The organism is Brevundimonas diminuta, assembly GCF_022654015.1.
Classification (GTDB): Bacteria; Pseudomonadota; Alphaproteobacteria; order Caulobacterales; family Caulobacteraceae; genus Brevundimonas; species Brevundimonas diminuta_C.
The window spans coordinates 950148-969961 of the sequence record NZ_CP073063.1 but is presented as its reverse complement, the minus strand read 5'-3'; the positions used below and the strand labels follow the sequence as shown (position 1 = coordinate 969961).

General features: G+C 66.0%; 18 protein-coding genes. 9 read left to right on the top strand and 9 right to left on the bottom strand.

Annotated features, from left to right (window positions below; translation table 11 throughout):
* Positions 1-25 precede the first annotated feature (25 nt).
* Positions 26-1405, top strand: coding sequence for a serine hydrolase (locus KAK88_RS04645; protein WP_242078073.1), 1380 nt, complete (start codon positions 26-28; stop codon positions 1403-1405).
* Between the two features lie 160 nt (positions 1406-1565).
* On the opposite strand, the gene KAK88_RS04640 is transcribed toward KAK88_RS04645, so the two are convergent.
* Both KAK88_RS04640 and ctrA read right to left on the bottom strand, forming a co-directional pair.
* Complete coding sequence (locus KAK88_RS04640; RefSeq protein ID WP_017505851.1) at positions 1566-1811, bottom strand: DUF1902 domain-containing protein; 246 nt, start codon at positions 1809-1811, stop codon at positions 1566-1568.
* A gap of 146 nt (positions 1812-1957) precedes the next feature.
* Positions 1958-2659: a response regulator transcription factor CtrA gene (gene ctrA / locus KAK88_RS04635; RefSeq protein WP_017505852.1), complete on the bottom strand. Its 702-nt coding sequence runs from the start codon at positions 2657-2659 to the stop codon at positions 1958-1960.
* 413 nt (positions 2660-3072) lie between these two features.
* Here ctrA and KAK88_RS04630 point away from each other — a divergent pair, with 413 nt between their 5' ends.
* The 3 genes from KAK88_RS04630 (at position 3073) to KAK88_RS04620 (ending at position 5364) form a co-directional block, all read left to right on the top strand.
* Positions 3073-3429, top strand: coding sequence for a hypothetical protein (locus tag KAK88_RS04630; protein ID WP_017505853.1), 357 nt, complete (start codon positions 3073-3075; stop codon positions 3427-3429).
* On the top strand, positions 3426-4148 hold the full coding sequence (locus tag KAK88_RS04625; protein ID WP_242078072.1) for a DUF6456 domain-containing protein: 723 nt from the start codon (positions 3426-3428) through the stop codon (positions 4146-4148). Before KAK88_RS04630 ends, KAK88_RS04625 begins: the two co-directional genes overlap by 4 nt.
* 256 nt (positions 4149-4404) lie before the next feature.
* Entirely contained in the window at positions 4405-5364 is a 960-nt protein-coding gene (locus KAK88_RS04620; protein ID WP_242078071.1) for a hypothetical protein, read from the top strand.
* A 435-nt stretch (positions 5365-5799) separates the two neighbouring features.
* Here the strand turns inward: KAK88_RS04620 and KAK88_RS04615 are convergent, their stop codons facing one another.
* On the bottom strand, positions 5800-6468 hold the full coding sequence (locus KAK88_RS04615) for a hypothetical protein (protein WP_242078070.1): 669 nt from the start codon (positions 6466-6468) through the stop codon (positions 5800-5802).
* Positions 6469-6529: 61 nt separating this feature from the next.
* A complete protein-coding gene (locus tag KAK88_RS04610) occupies positions 6530-6967 on the bottom strand; it encodes a SufE family protein (protein WP_242078069.1) in 438 nt (145 codons plus the stop codon).
* A 164-nt stretch (positions 6968-7131) separates the two neighbouring features.
* Between KAK88_RS04610 and KAK88_RS04605 the strand changes: the two genes are divergently transcribed.
* Positions 7132-8829, top strand: coding sequence for a sensor histidine kinase (locus tag KAK88_RS04605; protein WP_242078068.1), 1698 nt, complete (start codon positions 7132-7134; stop codon positions 8827-8829).
* Between the two features lie 79 nt (positions 8830-8908).
* On the top strand, positions 8909-9172 hold the full coding sequence (locus KAK88_RS04600) for a hypothetical protein (RefSeq protein ID WP_242078067.1): 264 nt from the start codon (positions 8909-8911) through the stop codon (positions 9170-9172).
* On the opposite strand, the gene KAK88_RS04595 is transcribed toward KAK88_RS04600, so the two are convergent.
* Entirely contained in the window at positions 9169-9981 is an 813-nt protein-coding gene (locus KAK88_RS04595; RefSeq protein WP_242078066.1) for a hypothetical protein, read from the bottom strand. The genes KAK88_RS04600 and KAK88_RS04595 overlap by 4 nt on opposite strands.
* A gap of 103 nt (positions 9982-10084) precedes the next feature.
* Here KAK88_RS04595 and KAK88_RS04590 point away from each other — a divergent pair, with 103 nt between their 5' ends.
* A complete protein-coding gene (locus tag KAK88_RS04590; protein ID WP_242078065.1) occupies positions 10085-10414 on the top strand; it encodes a DUF1491 family protein in 330 nt (109 codons plus the stop codon).
* 31 nt (positions 10415-10445) lie between these two features.
* Here KAK88_RS04590 and KAK88_RS04585 read toward each other — a convergent pair whose 3' ends face one another.
* The 3 genes from KAK88_RS04585 to lepA form a co-directional block, all read right to left on the bottom strand.
* Positions 10446-11441, bottom strand: coding sequence for an SRPBCC family protein (locus KAK88_RS04585; protein WP_242078064.1), 996 nt, complete (start codon positions 11439-11441; stop codon positions 10446-10448).
* A 52-nt stretch (positions 11442-11493) separates the two neighbouring features.
* A complete protein-coding gene (locus KAK88_RS04580) occupies positions 11494-12081 on the bottom strand; it encodes a GbsR/MarR family transcriptional regulator (RefSeq protein WP_242078063.1) in 588 nt (195 codons plus the stop codon).
* Positions 12082-12196: 115 nt separating this feature from the next.
* Positions 12197-14005, bottom strand: coding sequence for a translation elongation factor 4 (gene lepA / locus KAK88_RS04575; protein WP_242078062.1), 1809 nt, complete (start codon positions 14003-14005; stop codon positions 12197-12199).
* Positions 14006-14197: 192 nt separating this feature from the next.
* Between lepA and KAK88_RS04570 the strand changes: the two genes are divergently transcribed.
* Together KAK88_RS04570 and KAK88_RS04565 are read left to right on the top strand one after the other, a co-directional pair.
* Positions 14198-15331, top strand: coding sequence for an efflux RND transporter periplasmic adaptor subunit (locus KAK88_RS04570; RefSeq protein ID WP_242078061.1), 1134 nt, complete (start codon positions 14198-14200; stop codon positions 15329-15331).
* Between the two features lie 11 nt (positions 15332-15342).
* Entirely contained in the window at positions 15343-18435 is a 3093-nt protein-coding gene (locus KAK88_RS04565) for an efflux RND transporter permease subunit (RefSeq protein ID WP_242078060.1), read from the top strand.
* 232 nt (positions 18436-18667) lie between these two features.
* On the opposite strand, the gene KAK88_RS04560 is transcribed toward KAK88_RS04565, so the two are convergent.
* Positions 18668-19651 (bottom strand): sensor histidine kinase, encoded by a 984-nt coding sequence (locus KAK88_RS04560; protein ID WP_242078059.1) that lies wholly within the window; start codon positions 19649-19651, stop codon positions 18668-18670.
* Positions 19652-19814: the final 163 nt, after the last annotated feature.

The window sequence follows — 19814 nt, the reverse complement described above, 5'->3', positions numbered from 1 at the left end:
CGTGACGCGTTCAGGAGACCGCCCCTTGCCTCAGTCGCCCCTCGCCCGCCGTCGCTCGACGCTTCTGTTGCTCGCCGCCAGCGCCCTGGCCCTCACGCTCAGCCCCCTGGCCAGCCGCCCGGCCGCCGCCCAGGACGTGGCGCGCATGGACCAGGTGATCCGCGCCTCCAGCGACGCCGACGCCTTCTCCGGCGCCGTCCTGGTCGCCCGCGACGGCCGCATCCTTCTGGATCAGGGCTATGGCCTGGCCAATCGCGAATGGAACATTCCCAACGATGGTGATGTGAAGTTCCGCCTGGGCTCACTGTCGAAACAGTTCACCGCCGTCGCGGTCATGCTGCTGAACCAGCAGGGCAAGCTGGATCTGGATGCGCCGATCAAGACCTGGCTGCCCGACGCCCCGGCCGCCTGGGACGCGATGACCCCGCGCCATTTGCTCAGCCACACGGCCGGCGTGCCCAACTTCACCGCCTTTTCCGACTTCGAGGCCCAGAAGACCCGGCCCGCGACGATGAGCCAGCTGATCGCCCGGTTCCGGGACCGGCCGCTGGACTTCGCGCCGGGCTCCCGGTTCGCCTATTCCAACTCGGGCTATGTGCTGCTCAGCGCCATCATCGAGGCGGCCAGCGGCCAGACCTACGCCGACTTCATCACCACCAATCTGTTGCAGCCGCTGGGCATGAGCGACAGCGGCTATGACCGCCACGACGTGATCCTGCCCCGCCGCGCCTCGGGCTATGCGCCGGGCGCCGACGGCGTCGTCAACGCCGACTATGTGGACATGAGCATCCCGACCGGCGCCGGCGCCCTGTATTCGACCACTCACGACCTGCTGAAGTGGGAACAGGGCCTGTTCGGCGGCCAGTTGCTGAACGCCCAGTCGTTGACCGCCCTGACCACGCCGGTCCGCAACGGTTACGCCATGGGGCTGATGGTGTCCGAGGCCGACGGCAAGCGTCTGGTCTGGCACAACGGCGCCATCGAAGGCTTCAACACCTATATGGCCTATGATCCGGGCGACCGGACCGCCGTTATCGTCCTAGGCAATCTGAACGGCGAGGCGCCCGACAAGCTGGGCGCGGCCCTGGTCACCCTGGCGCGCGGCGGAACCGTCACCCTGCCCAGCGAACGCCGCGCCGTCGCCCTCTCGCCCGAGGTGCTGAAGGCTTATGAGGGCGTCTATAATTTGGCCCCGACCTTCGCCCTGACGATCTCGGTCGTGGACGGCAAGCTTATGGCCCAGGCCACCGGCCAGCCGGCCTTCGAACTCACGGCGGAGGCTGAGGACGCCTTCTACCTGACCGCCGTTGACGCCCAGATCACCTTCACCCGCAACGCCGCCGGCGCCGTCGAGGGCCTGGTCCTGCACCAGGGCGGGAGGGACATGCCGGCGAAGCGGCAGTAGGGTCTAACCAATATCGACGTCGGCCTAGAACGCCTTGTTCAGGCCGGCGTCCTTCAGCGTGCCGTTCGCGGGCTTTCCCAAACCTCGTGGTCGCCGCGCCCTTGGCGAACGAACCAGCAGCCGGCGTCCTTGAGCTTGCGCTTGACGTCGGCCGTGTAGCTCAAGCGGCCAGGCCCAGCCTGACCCGGGTGCTGGCGTGGGCGATCAGTTCGATCGGCACATCTCGTGGGTAGGCGTTCTCGCCCTCGCTACCTTCCAGCAGATCCTGAATCGCGCCGGGAATGCGTTCGATCAGCGCTTCCAGCGTGGCGGCCTCGATCCGAAGTCCGTGAACATCGCTGGACTCGGTCAGCCAAACGCCCGCTTCCGGGTCGAAAACGGCTTTGACGACGATGACCTTGCTCATGACAACTCCAGTTAAGGACAGCATATGGGTGTCGCTCAGATGCAGAGTCAAATCGGACCGCACGACGCGACCATCATCCTGACGCCCTCAACGCAAAACGCCCGCCGTCACCGGCGGGCGTTTCGAAATCGTGGATCGAAGGTCGATCAGGCGGCGACGGTGACGACGCCCTCGGCCGGGTCGCGCAGGACATAGCCGCGGCCCCAGACGGTTTCGATATAGTGTTTGCCGTCGGCGGCGGTGGCCAGCTTCTTGCGCAGCTTGCAGATGAAGACGTCAATGATCTTCAGCTCGGGCTCGTCCATGCCGCCGTACAGGTGGTTCAGGAACATTTCCTTGGTCAGGGTCGTGCCCTTGCGGAGCGAGAGCAGCTCCAGCATCTGGTATTCCTTGCCCGTCAGATGGACGCGGTGACCGTTCACCTCGACCGTCTTGGCGTCCAGGTTCACGGCGATCTCGCCGGTGTGGATGATCGCCTGGGCGTGACCCTTGGAGCGGCGGACCACGGCGTGGGTGCGCGCGATCAGCTCGTCCTTGTGGAAGGGCTTGGTCATATAGTCGTCGGCGCCGCCGCCGAAGGTCTTGACCTTGGTTTCGATCTCGTGGCTGCCCGACAGGATCATGACCGGTGTGTTGACCTTGCCGACGCGCAGCTGGCGCAGGACTTCAAGGCCGCTCATGTCCGGCAGGTTCAGGTCAAGAAGAATGAGGTCATAGTCATAGATCTTGCCCAGATCGATGCCTTCCTCGCCCAGGTCCGTCGTATAGACGTTGAAGCCTTCCGACTTCAGCATCAGTTCGATGCTTTGGGCGGTTGCGTGATCGTCTTCAATCAACAGGACGCGCATACGTGCCCCTCCAGGCAAAAGCTTTGCGGTAACCACCCTGACACACGGCCGGGTAACCTTGTTCGCAAGTTAAGACGTGAAAACCTTAAGAAGGGTTAACGCCATCCAATTGAGGCGAATCTAGGCTGATTTGCGAATCGCCGTCGAGGGGCTGGAGTCAACGATTCGAAATTTATTAACCATGTTGGTCGGCTTGGCGGGTGAGTGGTGATGCGAGACTCGTGATTGGGCGACGCCGAAAGAGCGCATGCGAACGCCCACTCACCACTCACCAAGCACAACGTCCCACACGCAACCGCAAGGCGGTTAAGCCGCCACGACCGATTTTGGCGCATAGTAGGACGATATTCCTATCGCGACGTCGCGGCCGCCTATGATGCCGGCGTCGAGAGTTCGTGAGAGGGAGACGTTTCGTGCTGGAGGACTACAGGGTGCCGGTCACCGAGGAGGATCAGGTCAAGGCCGGGCTGGCCATTCATCTGATCGCGGCGCGCACCGGCGCCCATCCGTCGCAGATGACCGGCCGGGGCCGGATGAACCCGCGCGCGGCCCGCCCGCGCTGGCTGGCCATGTATCTGTCCCACGTCGCCTATGGCTGGACGTTGGAGCGGGTCGGCCACGTCTTCGGCGTCAATCGCGCCAGCGTCGGCGCCGCCTGCCGCTGGGTCGAGGACGAGCGCGAACGGCGCAGCATCGACGACCTGATGAACGACCTCGAAGGGTGCATCCAGGGCCTGTATCAGTCGCCCCGCCTGGAGCTGCCGCAATGAGCCGGCTTCTGGAACGCGCGCGCGATCTGATGGCCAAGCCCGGCGCCTGGCTGTCGGCCGAGGGCGGCGCCTATGCCTTGCGCCTGTCGCCCGATCGCCGCAGCCGCATCAGCCTGACCCTGACCGAGACCGAGTTTCGCGCCCTGATCGATCAGCCCGGCCTGCGCGTGCGCCCCGGCGGCGGCTGGTCGGGACGCGCCCAGCCGGACCCGACGCCGTCCCCCGCCCCTGCCCCCGCCCCTGGTCGTCCCGGCTTCTTGGCGGGCGAGCGCGACCTGATGCAGGCGGACGGCCGCATGGTCCGGGCGCGGGCCAATCTGAGCGAAAGCCCGATCGCCTGGCTGGCGCGGCGCAAGGATGCGTCCGGCCGCCCCTGGCTGACCCCGGCCGAGGCCGCCGCCGGCGAACGGCTGCGACGCGAGGCGGAACAGGCGACGAAGGGCGCGTCGGTCACCATGCGCTGGGACGCCCTGCCGACCGCCGGCTCGGGAACCGCCGCGCGAATGGAGCCGACCGACCGCGCCCTGTCCGCCGCCCGCCGCGTCGAACAGGCGCTGACCGCCGTCGGCCCGCGCCTTCGCCCCATCCTGACCCGCATCTGCATCCACGGCGACAGCCTGCAACTGGCCGAAACGGGCCTCGGCCTACGCCGCCGCCAGGGCAAGACCGTCCTGAAACAGGCGCTGCAGGCCCTGGCGGATCACTATGGGATCGGGTGAAGTGCACAGATTGCACTGAACTTCTGATGCACGATCCGGACGCGGCGCAGCTGTCGGTGGAAAGCGGAATGGTCGCATTTACCCATAGATTTCAAATTGGACGACGGCTTCGAGTGAAGCCGATATTTGGTTCGTACCGATACCAGCCAGTCAGCTGAGCAAAGGACACCGGTGATGATGCGGACAAAGGCCCGCACTCTAGGGTGGCAGGCATGAAATAATGAGTTATGCTTTGGCTTCAGCACGGAGAAGCCCGGTGAAGACCTGCCTCATGGTTCGCCTTTGTTTGCTTTTCGTTCTCGGAATCGCCAACGAGGTGGACGCCCAGGTGAACCCTGGTCAGCCACATCCTCTGATAACCCAACTCGAGGACCTGAACGTCACTGGAAAACGGACAGTCGAACAAGCGGAGGCGTTCGTCTCCACTATCGGCGCGCCCCCCTCTGGACGCAAAATGGCTGTCTGGTCGCGGTCGATCTGCGTCGGTTCGATTGGAATGGCGGCCGAGCCAGCCGGCTTCATGGTCGACCGAGTTCTCGATTGGGCTAACCATGTCGGCATCAGGACATCAGGACCCGGTTGCAACCCGAACATACTGATCGTTTCCACTGATGACGCAGACCGGACAGCGCAAGCGCTCGTTCGCGCGCGTCCACTTGATTTCGACGCGGGGGTGGAGAGCAGTCACCGCGGCCGCGCTGCGCTTCGTGAGTTTGAACAGTCCGATCGCCCCGTGAGGTGGTGGCATGTCAGCATACCTGTCGACCCTAACACCGGCGATGCGCTTGTCCGCCAAAGGGGGCAACAGCCGTTCTCAGTTGCCGCTACTGATGGCATCATTAGAGCACCCGTCGACTTGGGCGCTTATGGCCAGATCGTCTCGGCCTCTAGGCTGTATGACGACAGCCTAGATCACATGCAGTCGCTCGTAATTGTCATTGATGCCGTGGCATTCGAACAGGTTAGCTTCTTGCAACTGTCGGACTATGTGGCAATGATTGCATTGGCTCAGATCAGTCCCTCGGCGACCCCATCAGTGCCATCTATTTTGACCCTGTTTGAACAAGGTGTCCCTCAGGAAGAAACGTTAACTCGCTGGGACCGCACCTTTCTGGAGGCGCTTTATGGAACGCGCCAACGGAACTTCAAGGGCACCGGGGACAATCGCCTTATTGCGCGCGGGCTAGCCCGAAGGATTGAAGCCGAGTCACGTTAAATTTGCTGGCAGAATGTCGTTGCACGACGCGATAGTCGCGGTTCTGAAATGGGGAGATCACGGCCGGCAAGGCTGGCGCCCCAGACGGACGTTCGCCCTTAACGCCTTCGCGGTGCGCTCGGAAGCGACTCGTGTGCGCAGATAGAGAGAACTCGAACAGGGCAGCTGCGAAAGTATTTCGAAGAGTGTAGAGACCTGATGGCCTACACGCCTTCTCAGCGATCCCTCGTGCGTTGGGGGGCCGTGGTGTCGCCATCGCAATCGGCGCAGCCGGAATTCTGCTCGCCCCTCGGGCTTCCTAAACTGAGCGCGCACCTTACGGCTCAAAAGTCCACAACAAGGTAAAAATCCAAAATGGCCATGGCGCCGCCCTTCGCTTGGACTTCTCGCCACACCGACGAAAAAGCGCTCTCATTGCACCCAGTTTTCTCCCGCTCAGATCAGGGCGATGGGGATCAGGATGGCCACGAGGTAGATCAGCGCCCGGATCAGAGCCAGGACGGCGATGACCGCGCCGCGCGCCTTTGACACGTTCAGCCGCCGGGCGAACCAGGGGGACTGCACGAAGAGGAACCAGGCCGCGCCGACGATCATGATCGCCGCGCCCACCGCATTGGGCAGTTCGGGCCGCTGGAAGATGGCGCCGCCGACCGAGACGAAGGCGACGCAGACGGCCGCCAGATAGCATTGCGCATAGAAGGGCGCGCGCAGGGTCTCGCGGGCGATACGCTTCTTCTCGTGGCGCAGCAGGGTGACGGCGGCAACCAGCGGGATCAGGCTGAAGGCCAGCGAGCGGAACAGGACCAGGTTCTGCTGGGACGCATAGACCACCCGGCTGAGGTCGGTCGCCTCGGGCGGCGGCGGTACATGCAGCGCCATCGACAGCAGATTGGTCAGGACGATGGTGGCCAAGAGGAAAAGCGGGGGGCTGAGCGCATCGTCATAGCGACGCTCCTCGCTGTCGCTCTGCTCGCGGTCCGAATAGTCCATCGCCGCCAGCGGCCCGCGCAGGATCCGCCACAGGGTCAGGGGATAGAAGACGAGCCAGCTGACCGCCTCGAAGAGAAACTCCTCGAAACTGCGCAGGATCTTCAGCAGGTCCATTCGCGCCCCCGGTTACGACCCTGCGATCGTGGGTCGCCGGGCCGGCGGTTGCAAGCCCCGACTACTGAACCGCCAGCGCCGCCTCGCGGATGCGGCCGACCATGCTGTTCAGGCCGTTGGCGCGCTGGCGCGTCAGGGCCGAGGGCAGGCCCAGCCGATCCAGCGCCGCGCGGGCGTCGAAGTTGAGGATCTCGTCAGGCGTGCGGCCGGAATAGAGTTTCAGCAGCAGGGCGATATTGCCCTTGGACAGGGCGCTGTCGCTGTCGGCGGCGAACCACAGCCGCCCGTCGTCCTGGATCGTCGCCAGCCAGACCTGGGCCGCACAGCCCGGCACCTTGTTGGTCTCGATGCGGTCGGCCTCGTCCAGCGGGGCCAGCCCCTTGCCCAGTTCGATGACGTATTCGATCCGCTGCTCCCAATCGCCCAGGAGGTCGAAATCCTCGGCCAGTTCGGCCAGGGTCTGGTCCAGGGTGTCGGTCGGCGGCGTGCGGTTGGTCATGCGCCGCCAGATAGGCCGCGCGGCCGTTAACGACAACCGGCCGTTTTGTCCCCTGATATTCATGGTGAACGCCGCAATGGGGTTCGCCTCAGGGGGGAGCGGCCTCGCACCGACTCAGCCGCAGCCCTAGTCTGGGCGCAGACGAAATCCATGGCCCGCCCTTCTTGAAACCCGACGCCCACGCCAGATTCGAGGACGACCCGACGCACGACGCGGCGTTGGGCGCCCCGCTGGTCGCCTTGTGGCACGCGATCTGGGCGGTAGCGGTCGCTCTGACGGCGCTGGCGGCCCAGATGATGGACGGGCTGAAGGACGCGCCTCTGGCCGCCCTGCTGCTGATGGCCTTCCCCGGCGTGTTCGGCGTCGTGCTGATGGTGCGCGACAGCGTGGGGCTGAGGCTGGCCGTCATGGGCGGCTGGATCCTGGCCGCCACCGCCTCGGCCGGCCTGACCGGCGGCGTGACCGGCGCCCTGCCCGGCCTGATCCTGACGCCTCTGGCGGCTGGGATCGCCCTCGATCATGCCCGCGTCGGCGCCGACCGCCTGACCCGGATGGGCGCCTTTGCGGTGGCCCTGCCGCTGCTGGCGGGGCTGATCTCGACCTGGCTGAACGGGGCGGAGGCCCAAGCCCCCTTGTTGGCCGCCGTCTCGGGCCTGCTGGCCATGGGCGCGATCATCGCCGCCATGCGCCTGACCTGGAGCGCGCGCCAGCGTCGCCTGAGCGAGGCCGAGGATGAGGCGGCCCGCATCGCCGCCCTGCTGGAGGATCAGCCGGCCCTGACCCTGCTGCTCGATCCGTCGGGCCGCGCCGTCGCCACCTGGGGCACGCCGCCGCCCGCCCTGTCGGTGCTGGCGCTGACCGAGCAGGGCCTGATCTCGGCCGTTCATGCGCCGGATCGCCCGGCCGTGTCCGCGGCCCTGGCCCGCGCCCTGTCGGGCCAGTCGGTCGAGGTCCAGTTCACCCCGCGCATCGCCCTGGACCGCCGCGTCGTCATGATCCTGGGCCCGTTCCAGCACGAGACGGACCGCCCGCGCCTGATCGCCCAGGCGTTCGACGGCACGGCCCAGTTCGCCCGCGAGCTGCGGCTGGAGACCGCCCGCGTCGAGGCCGAAGCCCAGTCGGCCGGCAAGACCCGTTTCCTGGCCAATATGAGCCACGAACTGCGCACCCCTCTGAATGCAGTGCTCGGCTTCGCTGACATCATGCGCCAGAAGCTGTTCGGCCCCCTGCCCGAGCGCTACGCCGGCTACGCCGACGCCATCCATCAGGCGGGCGGCCATCTGCTGGACCTGATCAACGATGTGCTGGACCTGTCCAAGATCGAGGCCGAACGCTACCAGCTGGCGATGGAGACGTTCGACGCCCGCGACGCCGTGTCCGCCGCCGTCGCCCTGGTCCGGCTCCAGGCCGACGACAAGGGGGTGGATCTGGCCGCCGTCCTGCCGTCCGAGCCCATCAAGGTCCGCGCCGACGCCCGCGCCCTGAAGCAGATGGCGCTGAACCTGCTGTCCAATGCGGTCAAGTTCACCCCGGCCGGCGGCTCGGTCACCATCACCCTGGACGCCGACGGGCCGGACCTGGATCTGGCCGTGTCCGACACCGGCGTCGGCATCGCGCCGCAGGACCTGCAACGCCTGGGCCGCCCCTTCGAACAGGCCGGCTGCGCCGATCAGAAGGCGCAAGGCACCGGCCTGGGCCTGTCTCTGGTCCGCAGCCTGACCGAACTGCACGGCGGCCGCATGACCATCGACAGCACCCTGGGCGAAGGCGCGGCGGTGATGATCCGGTTGCCAGTGATGGTGGCGGCGGGATCGCTGGATCCGCAGTCGAACGAGGCGCCGCCTGAGACGGTTGAGGCTTGATCATTAGCTTTGGGTTGTGAGAGCGCGCGCGTGTCTCTAGCAGTCTATGCAGAACGCCATCGCGTCTTGAGGCCCTGATATGCGCACCAAGCTGAAGTTTGCCATGCCGCTCGGCCTGACCGTGGGGCTGATTGGCCTGCTGCTAACGACGGCGCCGAGCCTGAGCGGATCGGCCGCGACGCTGTTCGGTTGGGCGCGGTGGCCGCAGGAAATCAGCCTCGGCCTCGTCACGCTCGGGCTGGTGCTGGCGCTGTTCGGCCTAGCCCTTACCCTGCGTGGCCGGCTGAAGACTGCGAAACCGGATACGTCCAGCGAAGCCGATCCGAAGCGTCGCGCCCCCTAAACCTGCCCCATCGCCAGGAAGGCCCTACCCGCCGCGAAATCCCCCGCCTCGAAGGTCGAGCGGGCGATGCTGCCGTCGCGGAACAGGAACTCGACGGTGAAGACCTCGCGCGGGTCCAGGGCCGACAGGGCGTCGGCGGCGGCGGCGGGGAACAGCCAGGCCTGACCGGCCGGGCGGCCTTCGGGCAGCAGCATCGTGTCGGCGCTGGTCACGCCGGCGGCCCAGAAGGCGCGGCGTTGCGCGGCGGGCGGCAGGTCGTGCGACAGCCACGGACGCGGCGCCACCGTATGGTCGCGCATCACCACCCGCACCCCGGTCGGGCGCGAGCGTCCCTGCCAGGACACCACGGCGGCCAGTTGATCCGGCCGGTCCATGCCGCCCACCACGCCGAAGCGCACGGGCGAGGCGCCGGTCACGGTCGCCTGCATCAACCGCCAGGTCGGGCGCGCATAGGCGGCGCGGTCGGCGCTCCACTTCCGGCGATCGCCGGGAAACTCCATCCGCGTCGTGCGCGACCAGCCGGAAAAGGCGGTCTGGACCCGGCCCTGAACCGTCTTCAGATCGGTCGAGCCGCACGGCGTCGTGTTCGCCCGCGCCCGCGCCCGCTGGGCCGTCTCGGCCAGCTGCCGGTCGCTGGATCCCGCGCGCAGGGCCGCGCCCCGCGCCTGATAGGCGGCGGCCGTCAGGGCGGCGGTCAGCTGCGGCTCGAACAGGCCGCAGCGGTCGTTGGCGGCCAGCACGAAGCTGCGCTCATAGAAGCGGTCCTGCGGCGCGGCGAAGGCGGCGACAGGCGTCGCGGCGATCAGCACGGCCGACGCGAAACCTCTGGCTTGCCGGGGGGAAAGGCCTATCCTCATGCCCCGACCCTAGCGCGCCAGGGTTGGGGTTCCGTGTTCGAGCAGGGTTAGCGAATTGCTTCTTTCCAGCGACCTGTGGGTCAGCGCCCTGATCCGCCGCGCCCAGATCGAGGGCGCCTATGCGACCGTGGTCAAAAAGGGCGACGCCCGCGCCGGCTCGGTCATCGTCAAGGCCTACGACACCTCCACCCGCACCGCCCGCCTGTTCACCGAAGCCTTCGGAACCGACGGCGACCGCCTGTGGATCCAGCCGGTGACGTCCGACAGCGAAAGCGAACTGGACGCCTATATCGCGAGGCAGCGCGGGTACGACCCGGACCTGTGGGTGGTCGAGATCGAGGACAGGCAGGGGCGTCACTTCATTACGGAAAAGGTGCAGGGGTAGGTCGGCTCAAAAACCGCCACGCCGTCTCGCTCTAACCTAGGGCCGCATCGCGCTCCGCTCTTGCCTTAATGATGCTGAGCACATTGTCGTGGATGTCGCCCATCATCAGTTCTCCCCATAGTCTGGCGTAGGGGTTCACATGCGTCTTAGCGACATAGCGCGTGGTGAGGGTTAATGTGGTCTGAGTAGCAGAAATGGGGCGCAGGACGTAGTCGCCGGATTCGATCGTCAGAAACTCACCGTCGGGAGAAATGTGTTTGTCGGTGTAATCCTGAACAGAGCTGTTGGTGAAGTTGAAGTCCCAGCCCAGCTTGCGGCCCGTCGTCCAGGTGACAATCCGCTCTTCGAAGTTGATGTGATCGCCCCAATAGGCCGTTCTCACCGCCCCGACGCCAGAGCCGACAACGCGGGATTCCGTCGGTCTTGGGATGCCGATCAAGTCGTGGCTGATGGTCCAGCGTCCCTCGTCTGCTCGAATGTCATGGCTGGCGACGGCGTAGGGCCAGATGTCCTCAGGCGCGGCGCGCACGATAACCGTGCGGCTGACGGCGACAGCCTCATGCGGCGTCGGAAGCTGCGCCTCCACCATGGCCGCCGCCAAGGGAACGATCAGAAAGCTGGATTGCAGCGTCTTGCCATTGCGATGGCGCTGGGAGCGCATGATGAAGGCCCCCGCCCAGCCGCTGACGAGCCAGACGGGCGACAGCATGACGATGCAGATGACGCCTTCCTTCAGGATAAAATAGGAAGCAAGACAAACGATGATCCCCAGCACGAAGGGCACAAGCCAGTAGAAGGCGGTCGTCCGTGTGCGATCTGGATCGCCGATGTAACAGATCAGTGCGCACAGGACCGCGGGAAGCAAGGCCAAGAACCAAATACTGGCGAACCAGATCGAGCCTGACTTTGATGCTGACAAAAGAAGGAATGCGCTTAGCGCGATCGCCAGGGCCAGACCGAAGCCAGATAACAGGCGTTTGTGCAGGCGTGAACGCGTCTGCGGAGTTGACACTTCATGCTCAGCCATCACGAACTCCGTCGTTTATTTCTGTAAAAAGAGAAATGAGAGGTCAAATGGATCATGCGCCGCGATCTTTTGGCCCCACGAACTTCAGAAGACTGACGACCTTCGACCCCATGCGGATCAAGCGCATCAGCGTCTCCGGTGGCACGCCCAACATCTGTTGATACCAGCCATCGACTGTGTTGACGAAAGTCTGCAGGCGCTCCAGCCGCGCCCGCACCTCGGCACTTACGCCAGCGCCTTGTCCGTCGACGCTGGCCACGGCGTCGTTGATCGCCGCGACCATCGGATCAATCTCGCGGGCTTTGCGCCCCTGCGCCACCTTGGTGGCCATCTGCCAAAGATCTGTTTCAGCCTCGTAGTGATCGCGGCGGTCACCCAAGACCGGGACACGGTGGATCAGCTTCCAGGCAAGAAGCTCCTTAAGACTGTTGGAAACGTTGGAACGCGCCAACCCGAGGGTCGTGGCGATATCTTCTGCCGTTAGAGGACGCTCGCTCAGATAGAGGAGAGCCTGAATTTGGGCCACCGAGCGATTGACGCCCCACTGGCCGCCCAGATCGCCCCACCTCAAGACGATCTGCTCAACAGCCAACGGAAGCGATCTGTCACTCATTTCTGTCATGACAGAAAGAAACGACAAGTCGGCACTTCTGTCAAGTATGAGCTTCGAGCCTTGCTGGCGTCATTACCGATGACGCATCACGCGCTGGCGAAGCGCGTCGTCCTACCCGTTTCCCTGCTGGACAGTGTCGGGATCAATCCTCGTCCATCTTCAGCGCGGCGATGAAGGCTTCCTGCGGGATCTCCACCTTGCCGAACTGGCGCATGCGCTTCTTGCCGGCTTTCTGCTTCTCCAGAAGCTTCTTCTTGCGGGTGGCGTCGCCGCCGTAGCATTTCGAGGTCACGTCCTTGCGCAGGGCGCGGACGGTCTCGCGGGCGATGATCTTGCCGCCGATGGCCGCCTGGATCGGGATCTGGAACAGGTGGGGCGGGATCAGTTCCTTCATCTTCTCGACCATGCCCCGGCCGCGCGTCTCGGCGCGGGCGCGGTGGACCAGCATGGACAGGGCGTCGACCGGCTCGGCGTTGACCAGGATGGACATCTTCACCAGGTCGCCGACCTTGTATTCGGTGATCTCGTAGTCGAACGAGGCGTAACCCTTCGAGATCGACTTCAGCCGGTCGTAGAAGTCGAACACCACCTCATTCAGCGGCAGCTCATAGACCACCATGGCCCGGTTGCCGACGTAGGACAGTTCGATCTGCTGGCCGCGACGGTCCTGGCACAGCTTGATGACACCGCCCAGGTATTCGTCCGGCGTCAGGATGGTGGCCTTGATCCAGGGTTCCGCGATGGTCTCGATCTGCATCACGTCGGGTAAGTCGGCGGGGTTGTGCAGGTCGATTTCGGAGCCGTCGCGCAGGCCGATCTTATAGACGACGGACGGCGCCGTGGCGATCAGGTCGAGGTTGAACTCGCGGCTGAGGCGCTCCTGGATGATCTCCAGGTGCAGCAAACCCAGGAAGCCGCAGCGGAAGCCGAAGCCCAGGGCCGCCGAGCTTTCCATCTCATAGGTGAAGGAGGCGTCGTTCAGGCGCAGCTTGCCGATCGCGGCGCGCAGGTCCTCGAAGTCGGCGGCGTCCACCGGGAACAGGCCGCAGAAGACGACCGACTGGACTTCCTTGAACCCCTTCAGCGGTTCGGCGGTCGGCTTCTTCTCGTCGGTGATGGTGTCGCCGACGGCGGCGTGGGCCACTTCCTTGATCTGGGCGGTGATGAAGCCGACCTCGCCGGGGCCAAGCTGGTCCACGGGCGTGTTCTTGGGCAGGAAGACGCCGACCCGGTCGATCAGGTGGGTCGAGCCGTTGCGCATCATCTTGACCCGCATGCCGGTCTTGAGCATGCCGTCGAAGACGCGCACCAGCACGACGACGCCGAGGTAGGGATCGTACCAGGCGTCGACCAGCATGGCCTTCAGCGGGGCGTTCACATCCCCCTTGGGCGCCGGAAGCTTGGTGACGATGGCCTCCAGCACCTCCTCGATGCCGATGCCGGACTTGGCGCTGGCCAGGACGGCTTCGGAGGCGTCGATGCCGATCACGTCCTCGATCTGGGCGCGCACGCGGTCCGGCTCGGCCGCCGGTAGATCGACCTTGTTCAGGACCGGCACGATCTCGTGGTTGTTGTCGATGGCCTGATAGACATTGGCCAGGGTCTGGGCCTCGACCCCTTGCGAGGCGTCCACGACCAGCAGCGAGCCTTCGCAGGCGGCCAGGGAGCGGCTGACCTCATAGGCGAAGTCCACGTGGCCCGGCGTGTCCATCAGGTTGAGGACATACTCCTCGCCGTCCCTGGCCTTGTAGGTCAGGCGCACGGTCTGGGCCTTGATGGTGATGCCCCGTTCCTTCTCGATCTCCATATTGTCGAGCACCTGCTCGGACATCTCGCGCGCGGTCAGGCCGCCGGTGCGCTGGATCAGGCGGTCGGACAGGGTCGACTTGCCATGGTCGATGTGCGCGACCACGCTGAAGTTGCGAATGTTCGAGATCGGGGGAGTCGTCATCCGCGCGCCCCTATCACGCGTAAGGGTTCGGGACCAGACGCACGGCCGAACTGGTCCCGAACTGCGTCACATTAAGCCTTGGCAATAAAGCCTTTCGCCGTTTGAGAAGGCTTGGCGGACGCGGTATGGAACAAACCTCCCGATAACCGGCGCGAGCCGGCGACCCGTTTCGCCTGCAACCGAGGAAATCCCTTGTCCAAGACGACCCGAACCGTTTTCAACTTCGGCGCCGTCGCCCTGTCGGCCTTGCTGCTGGCCGGCTGCGGCGGACATGGCGAGGAAAAGAAGGACGAAAAGGCCGCAGGCGGCTCGCGCCAGACCGTCAGCGCCGCGACCGTGACCCAGACCAGCCTGGACCGCACCGTCACCGCCTCGGGCACCGTCTCCGCCTGGGAAGAGGTGCCGGTGGCGGCCGAGACCGGCGGCCTGACCGCCGTCGCCGTCTATGTGGACGAAGGCTCCTACGTGCGTCAGGGCCAGCCGCTGGTGCAGATGAACGACGTCCTGCTGCGCGCCCAGTTGCGCCAGCAGCAGGCCCAGGTGCAGCTGGCCGAGGCCAATGTGGCGCGCGACAACGCCGCGCTCGATCGCGCGCAGCAGCTGAAGGAACGCGGCTTCCTCAGCCAGGCGTCGCTGGATACGGCCCTTGCGAACCAGCGCAGCTCGAACGCCAATCTGGCCGCCGCCCGCGCGGCCCTCAGCCAGACCCAGACCCAGTTGTCGCAGGCGACCATCCGCGCGCCCGTCGGCGGCCTGATCGTCAGCCGCAGCGTCACCAAGGGCCAGATCATCGCCGCCGGGACCGAACTGTTCCGCATGGTGCGCGACGGCCGCCTCGAGCTGGACGCCCAGGTGCCCGAGACCGAACTGGCCCTGGTCCGCGCCGGTCAGTCGGCGACCATCACCTCCAGCGAGGCGGGCCAGACCACCGGCTCGGTCCGCATCGTCACGCCCGAGGTCAACGCCACCACCCGCCTGGGCCTGGCCCGCATCTCCCTGGCGCCCGGCGCCCAGCTGCGGCCCGGCATGTTCGCCCGCGCCGACATCGCCGTCGGCGATCAGCCGGCGACGACCGTGCCGACCGGCGCGGTCCTGTATCGCGACAACAAGCCCGGCGTTTTCGTGGTCCGGGGCGACAGCACCGTCCACTTCCAACCCGTGACCATCCTGTCGCGCACCGAGGCCCAGACGGCGGTCAGCGGCGTCGATGTCGGCGTCCGCGTCGCGGTGGACGGCGCCGGCTTCCTGAACGAAGGCGACCGCGTCAACGTGGCCCAGGCGGTGGGCAATGCGCCCGCTCCGGCCGCTCAGCCTGCGACCAAGTAGGACCGACGACCATGAACCAGATGTCGTCCTGGGCGATCAAGAACCCGATCCCGATCATCCTGCTGTTCCTGCTGCTGACGCTCGGCGGCGTGGTCGGCTTCATGGGCATGCGGATCAATCAGAACCCCGACATCGACTTTCCACTGGTCGCCGTCACGGCCGCCCGCCCCGGCTCGGCCCCGGCGGAAATGGAGGTCCAGGTCACGCGACTGATCGAGGATTCGCTGGCCGGCCTCTCGGGCGTGCGCCACATCACGTCCAATATCACCGACGGCGTCTCGACCACGACGATCGAGTTCGAGCTGGGCACCGACACCGACCGCGCCACCAATGACGTGCGCAACGCCATGACCGGCCTGCGCGCGTCCCTGCCCCAGGACATGCAGGAGCCAGCGGTCCAGCGCATCGACATCACCGGCGACGCCCTGATCACCTATGTCGTTCGCTCGCCGACCATGACGCCGGAAGAGATCAGCTGGTTCATCGACAACGAGGTCAGCCGCAGCTTGCTGGCTCTGGGCGGCGTGGGAGAGGTCAACCGCTCTGGCGGGGTGGATCGCGAGATCCGCGTCGAACTGGATCCGCAACGCCTGGCGGCATACGGCGTCACCGCCGCCGAGGTCAGCCAGGCGTTGAACAACGTCAACAACAATCTGCCGGGCGGCCGCGTCACCATCGCCGGGTCCGAGCGTGCCGTGCGCACCCTGGGCGCCGCGACCTCGGTGGCGCAACTTCGCGAGACCCTGGTCCCCCTGGGCGACGGCAAGACCATCCGCCTCGATAACCTGGGCACGGTCGAGGACAAGTGGAGCGAGCCGCGCCGCCTGGCCCGCTACAACGGCCAGGAAGCCGTCACCTTCAACTTCCTGCGTTCGCGCACCGCGTCCGAGGTCAAGGTCGCCGAACGGGTCCGCGAGGAGGTCAAGAAACTCGACGACGCCCATCCCGAACTGACGATCCAGCAGGTCACCGCCAGCGTCGAACAGATCGAGGAATCCTATCTGGCCTCGCTGGAGGCTCTGCTGCTGGGCGCCGTGCTGGCGGTCATCATCGTCTTCATCTTCCTGCGCGACTGGCGGGCGACCTTCATCGCAGCCATTGCCATGCCGATGTCGCTGATCCCGACCTTCGCCATCCTGGGCCCGCTGGACCAGTCGCTGAACGTGGTGACCCTGCTGGCCCTGTCGCTGACGATCGGCATCCTGGTCGACGATGCGATCGTGGAGATCGAGAACATCGTGCGCCACATGCGCGACGGAAAACCGCCCTACAACGCCTCGCTGGAGGCGGCCGACGAGATCGGTCTGGCGGTCGTGGCTACCACCGCCACCATCATCGCCGTCTTCGCGCCCGTCGGCTTCATGCCCGGCATCATCGGGCAGTTCTTCAAGGCCTTCGCGCTGGCCGCCTGCGTCTCCGTCGCCTTCTCGCTGCTGGTGGCGCGCACCCTGACGCCGCTGATGGCGGCCTACATCCTCAAGCACGCCAACCATGAGGATCGCGATCCGTTCTGGATGGGCGGCTATCTGAAGGCGCTGCGCTGGTCGCTGGGCAACCGGTGGAAAGTTTTGATCCTCGGCGTGCTGTTTCTGTTTGGCTCCATCGCCACGGCCGTCATCGCCAAGATGTCGTTTGAATTCATGTCGCCCGGCGATACCGCCCGCGCCGCCTTCCAGGTCGAACTGCCGCCTGGCGCGACGCTGGCCCAGACCGACGCCGTGGTTCGGCAGGTCACAAAGCGGCTGGAAGACCGTCCCGAGGTGATCTCGGTCTATGCCGCCATCGGCGGTCAGGACGTGACCCAGGCCAATGTCTATGCCGACATGGTCCCCAAGGGCGACCGCGACCTGAGCCAGCAGGCCTTCGCCCGCGCCATGGTGGACGAGTTGAAACAGATCCCCGGCGCCCGCATCCGCGCCGGCATCGCCCAGCAGGGCGGCGGTCCCGGCGATGGCACCAGCTACACCTTCTCGATCCTGAGCGATAATCCCGACGCCTTGAACGCAGCGGCGAGAAAGGTCGAGGAAGAGATGCGCGGCGTCCCCGGCCTGGCCAACGTCGTCAACTCGGCCGCCATCGCCCGACCCGAAATTCTGGTCACGCCACGTCCCGACGAGGCGGCCCTGGCCGGCGTTTCGGCGGGCGCCATCTCTCAAGCCGTGCGGGTCGCCACCATCGGCGACGTGGATCAGAACCTGCCCAAGTACAATCTCGGCGACCGCCAGATCCCGATCCGCCTGCAACTGACCGCAGATGCGCGCGAGGATTTGACCGTGCTGGAGAACCTGCGCGTGCCGGCGACGGGCGGAGCCTCTGTTCCGCTCAGCGCCGTCGCCGATATCCAGTTCGGCGCCGGTCCCGCCACCGTCACCCGCCAGGATCGGTCGCGTATCGCCTCGATCAGTGCCGAGTTGGACGGCATCACCACCGGTGCGGCGGGCGCAGCGGTCAACCGCCTACCCTCGGTCAAGAACCTGCCCGCCGGCGTGCGTCAGGTGCCGGCCGGCGACGCCGAGTTCATTCAGGAGATGCTGACCGGCTTCGCCATCGCCTTCGCCTCTGGCATTCTGCTGATGTATGCGGTTCTGACGCTGCTGTTCAAAAGCTTCGCCTATCCGATCACCATCATGGCGGCCCTGCCGCTGGCCATCGGCGGCGCCTTCATCGCCCTGGCTATCGGCGGCGCCAACTTCTCCATGTCGGCCCTGATCGGGGTGCTGATGCTGATGGGGATCGCGGCCAAGAACTCCATCCTGCTGGTGGATTATGTCATCATGGCCGAGCGAGAGGGCATGCCGCGCCACGAGGCCATCATGGACGCGGCGCACAAGCGCGCCCGGCCGATCCTGATGACCACCTTCGCCATGGGCGCCGGCATGGTGCCCATCGCCCTTGGGGTCGGCGCCGACGTCCAGTTCCGCTCGCCCATGGCCATCGCCGTGCTGGGTGGACTGATCTCGTCGACCTTCCTGTCCCTGCTCTACATCCCCGCCATCTTCACCATCGTCGACGACATCGCCGGCTGGGGCCGCCGCATCCTGAGCCGAAAGACGGCCGGGCAGCGGGAGCTGGCGAAACCGAGACAGGGGCCGTTGGTGGAGTAGCGCGCGGCGCCTTTCACACCGCACCTTCGTCACCGTCTCCGTCACCCTCGGCAAGCGCCCGGGGGTGACGGTTCTAAAAGGCGGCAGGTTTCCCGCGTCGATCCGAACCGGAACAGGCTGAGCGGAAAGCGCAGCCGATCTGCCAATTCCTGGAAAATGATGGCGCGGAGAGCCTATGCCTTCGCGGAGCCTTCTCGACCGAGACCTTTTTCGCGGGGCGGTATCTGCCGCTCTAGTGCGCGACGGGCGCGCTGGGCCAGGACAGGCGCGCGATCGCGCCGGGCGATGAGGGCTGCAGCGACCAGTCTCCGCCCAGCTGGCGGGCCAGGGCGGTGATGATCCGCAGGCCCAGGCTGGTCGGTTCGGCGGCCGTATCCTCGGCGACGCCCACGCCGTTGTCGGCGATGGTCAGGGTGCGCACCGCGCCGTCGTCGCACAGATCGATCGTGATCCGGCCAGGCCGATCGGGAAAGCCATGCTCCAGCGCGTTGTTGACGCATTCCAGCATGATCAGAACTACGGGCGTGGCCTCCTCGGCCGACAGGACCACATCGCCGCCGGAGATGGAGACGATCACGTCGTCTCGCGCGGCCGCCGTCAGCGCATCGTCGACGATCGATCGCGCCACATCGTGGAAGGCCGTCTTCTTCTGATCGGCGTCGGCCAGACTGCGCTGGATACGGGCAACCAGACCGGTGCGGGCCGAGGCGTCGGTCAGGGCTTTTTTCGCGCCCGGATCGACGGTGGTGCGCGCCTCCAGCTTCAGCAGGGCGGTGACCATCTGGATGTTGTTCGACACCCGGTGCTGCACTTCTCGGAGCAGGATGTCGCGGCTTTCCGCAAGGGCGGTGCTGCGCTCGACCTCGCGCGCCAACTTGGCCGAGGCCTTGTCCATGCCGACGATGAAGAAGATATCGACGGCGACGACGAAGGCGTAAAAACCGATGGCGACGAAGGTGGCGACGCCCAGGTCGAAGCCCGGCGGGCCGATCCAGAACCACCACGCCGACAGGCCCGACAGGGTCGCCGTCAGGATCGCAGGCCGCAGGCCCGCATAGTAGGCGACCAGCACCACGGCCGGAAAGAAGGTCAGATAGGGAAAACCCGGCGGAAACCAGTGGGCCAGGCCATAGCGCAGCCCGAAGGCGACCAGCCACGCGACGACGGCCAAGGCATAGCCGCGCCAGGCGGGATGACGAAACTTCTGGTGACGCATTTGCTTCCTCAGTGGACGCAGGGCGTCGGTAAAGTCGTGTATCGGGCAGTCTAAGCTCCGCGTCCAGAACTGTTCGGCGCCCGGAACCCGTTGATCGGCCAAAACTAAGGCCGACTCCCCGTCTCGACAGCGCCGGGTCGCGCGCGTCGTCAGGCCCCATTGC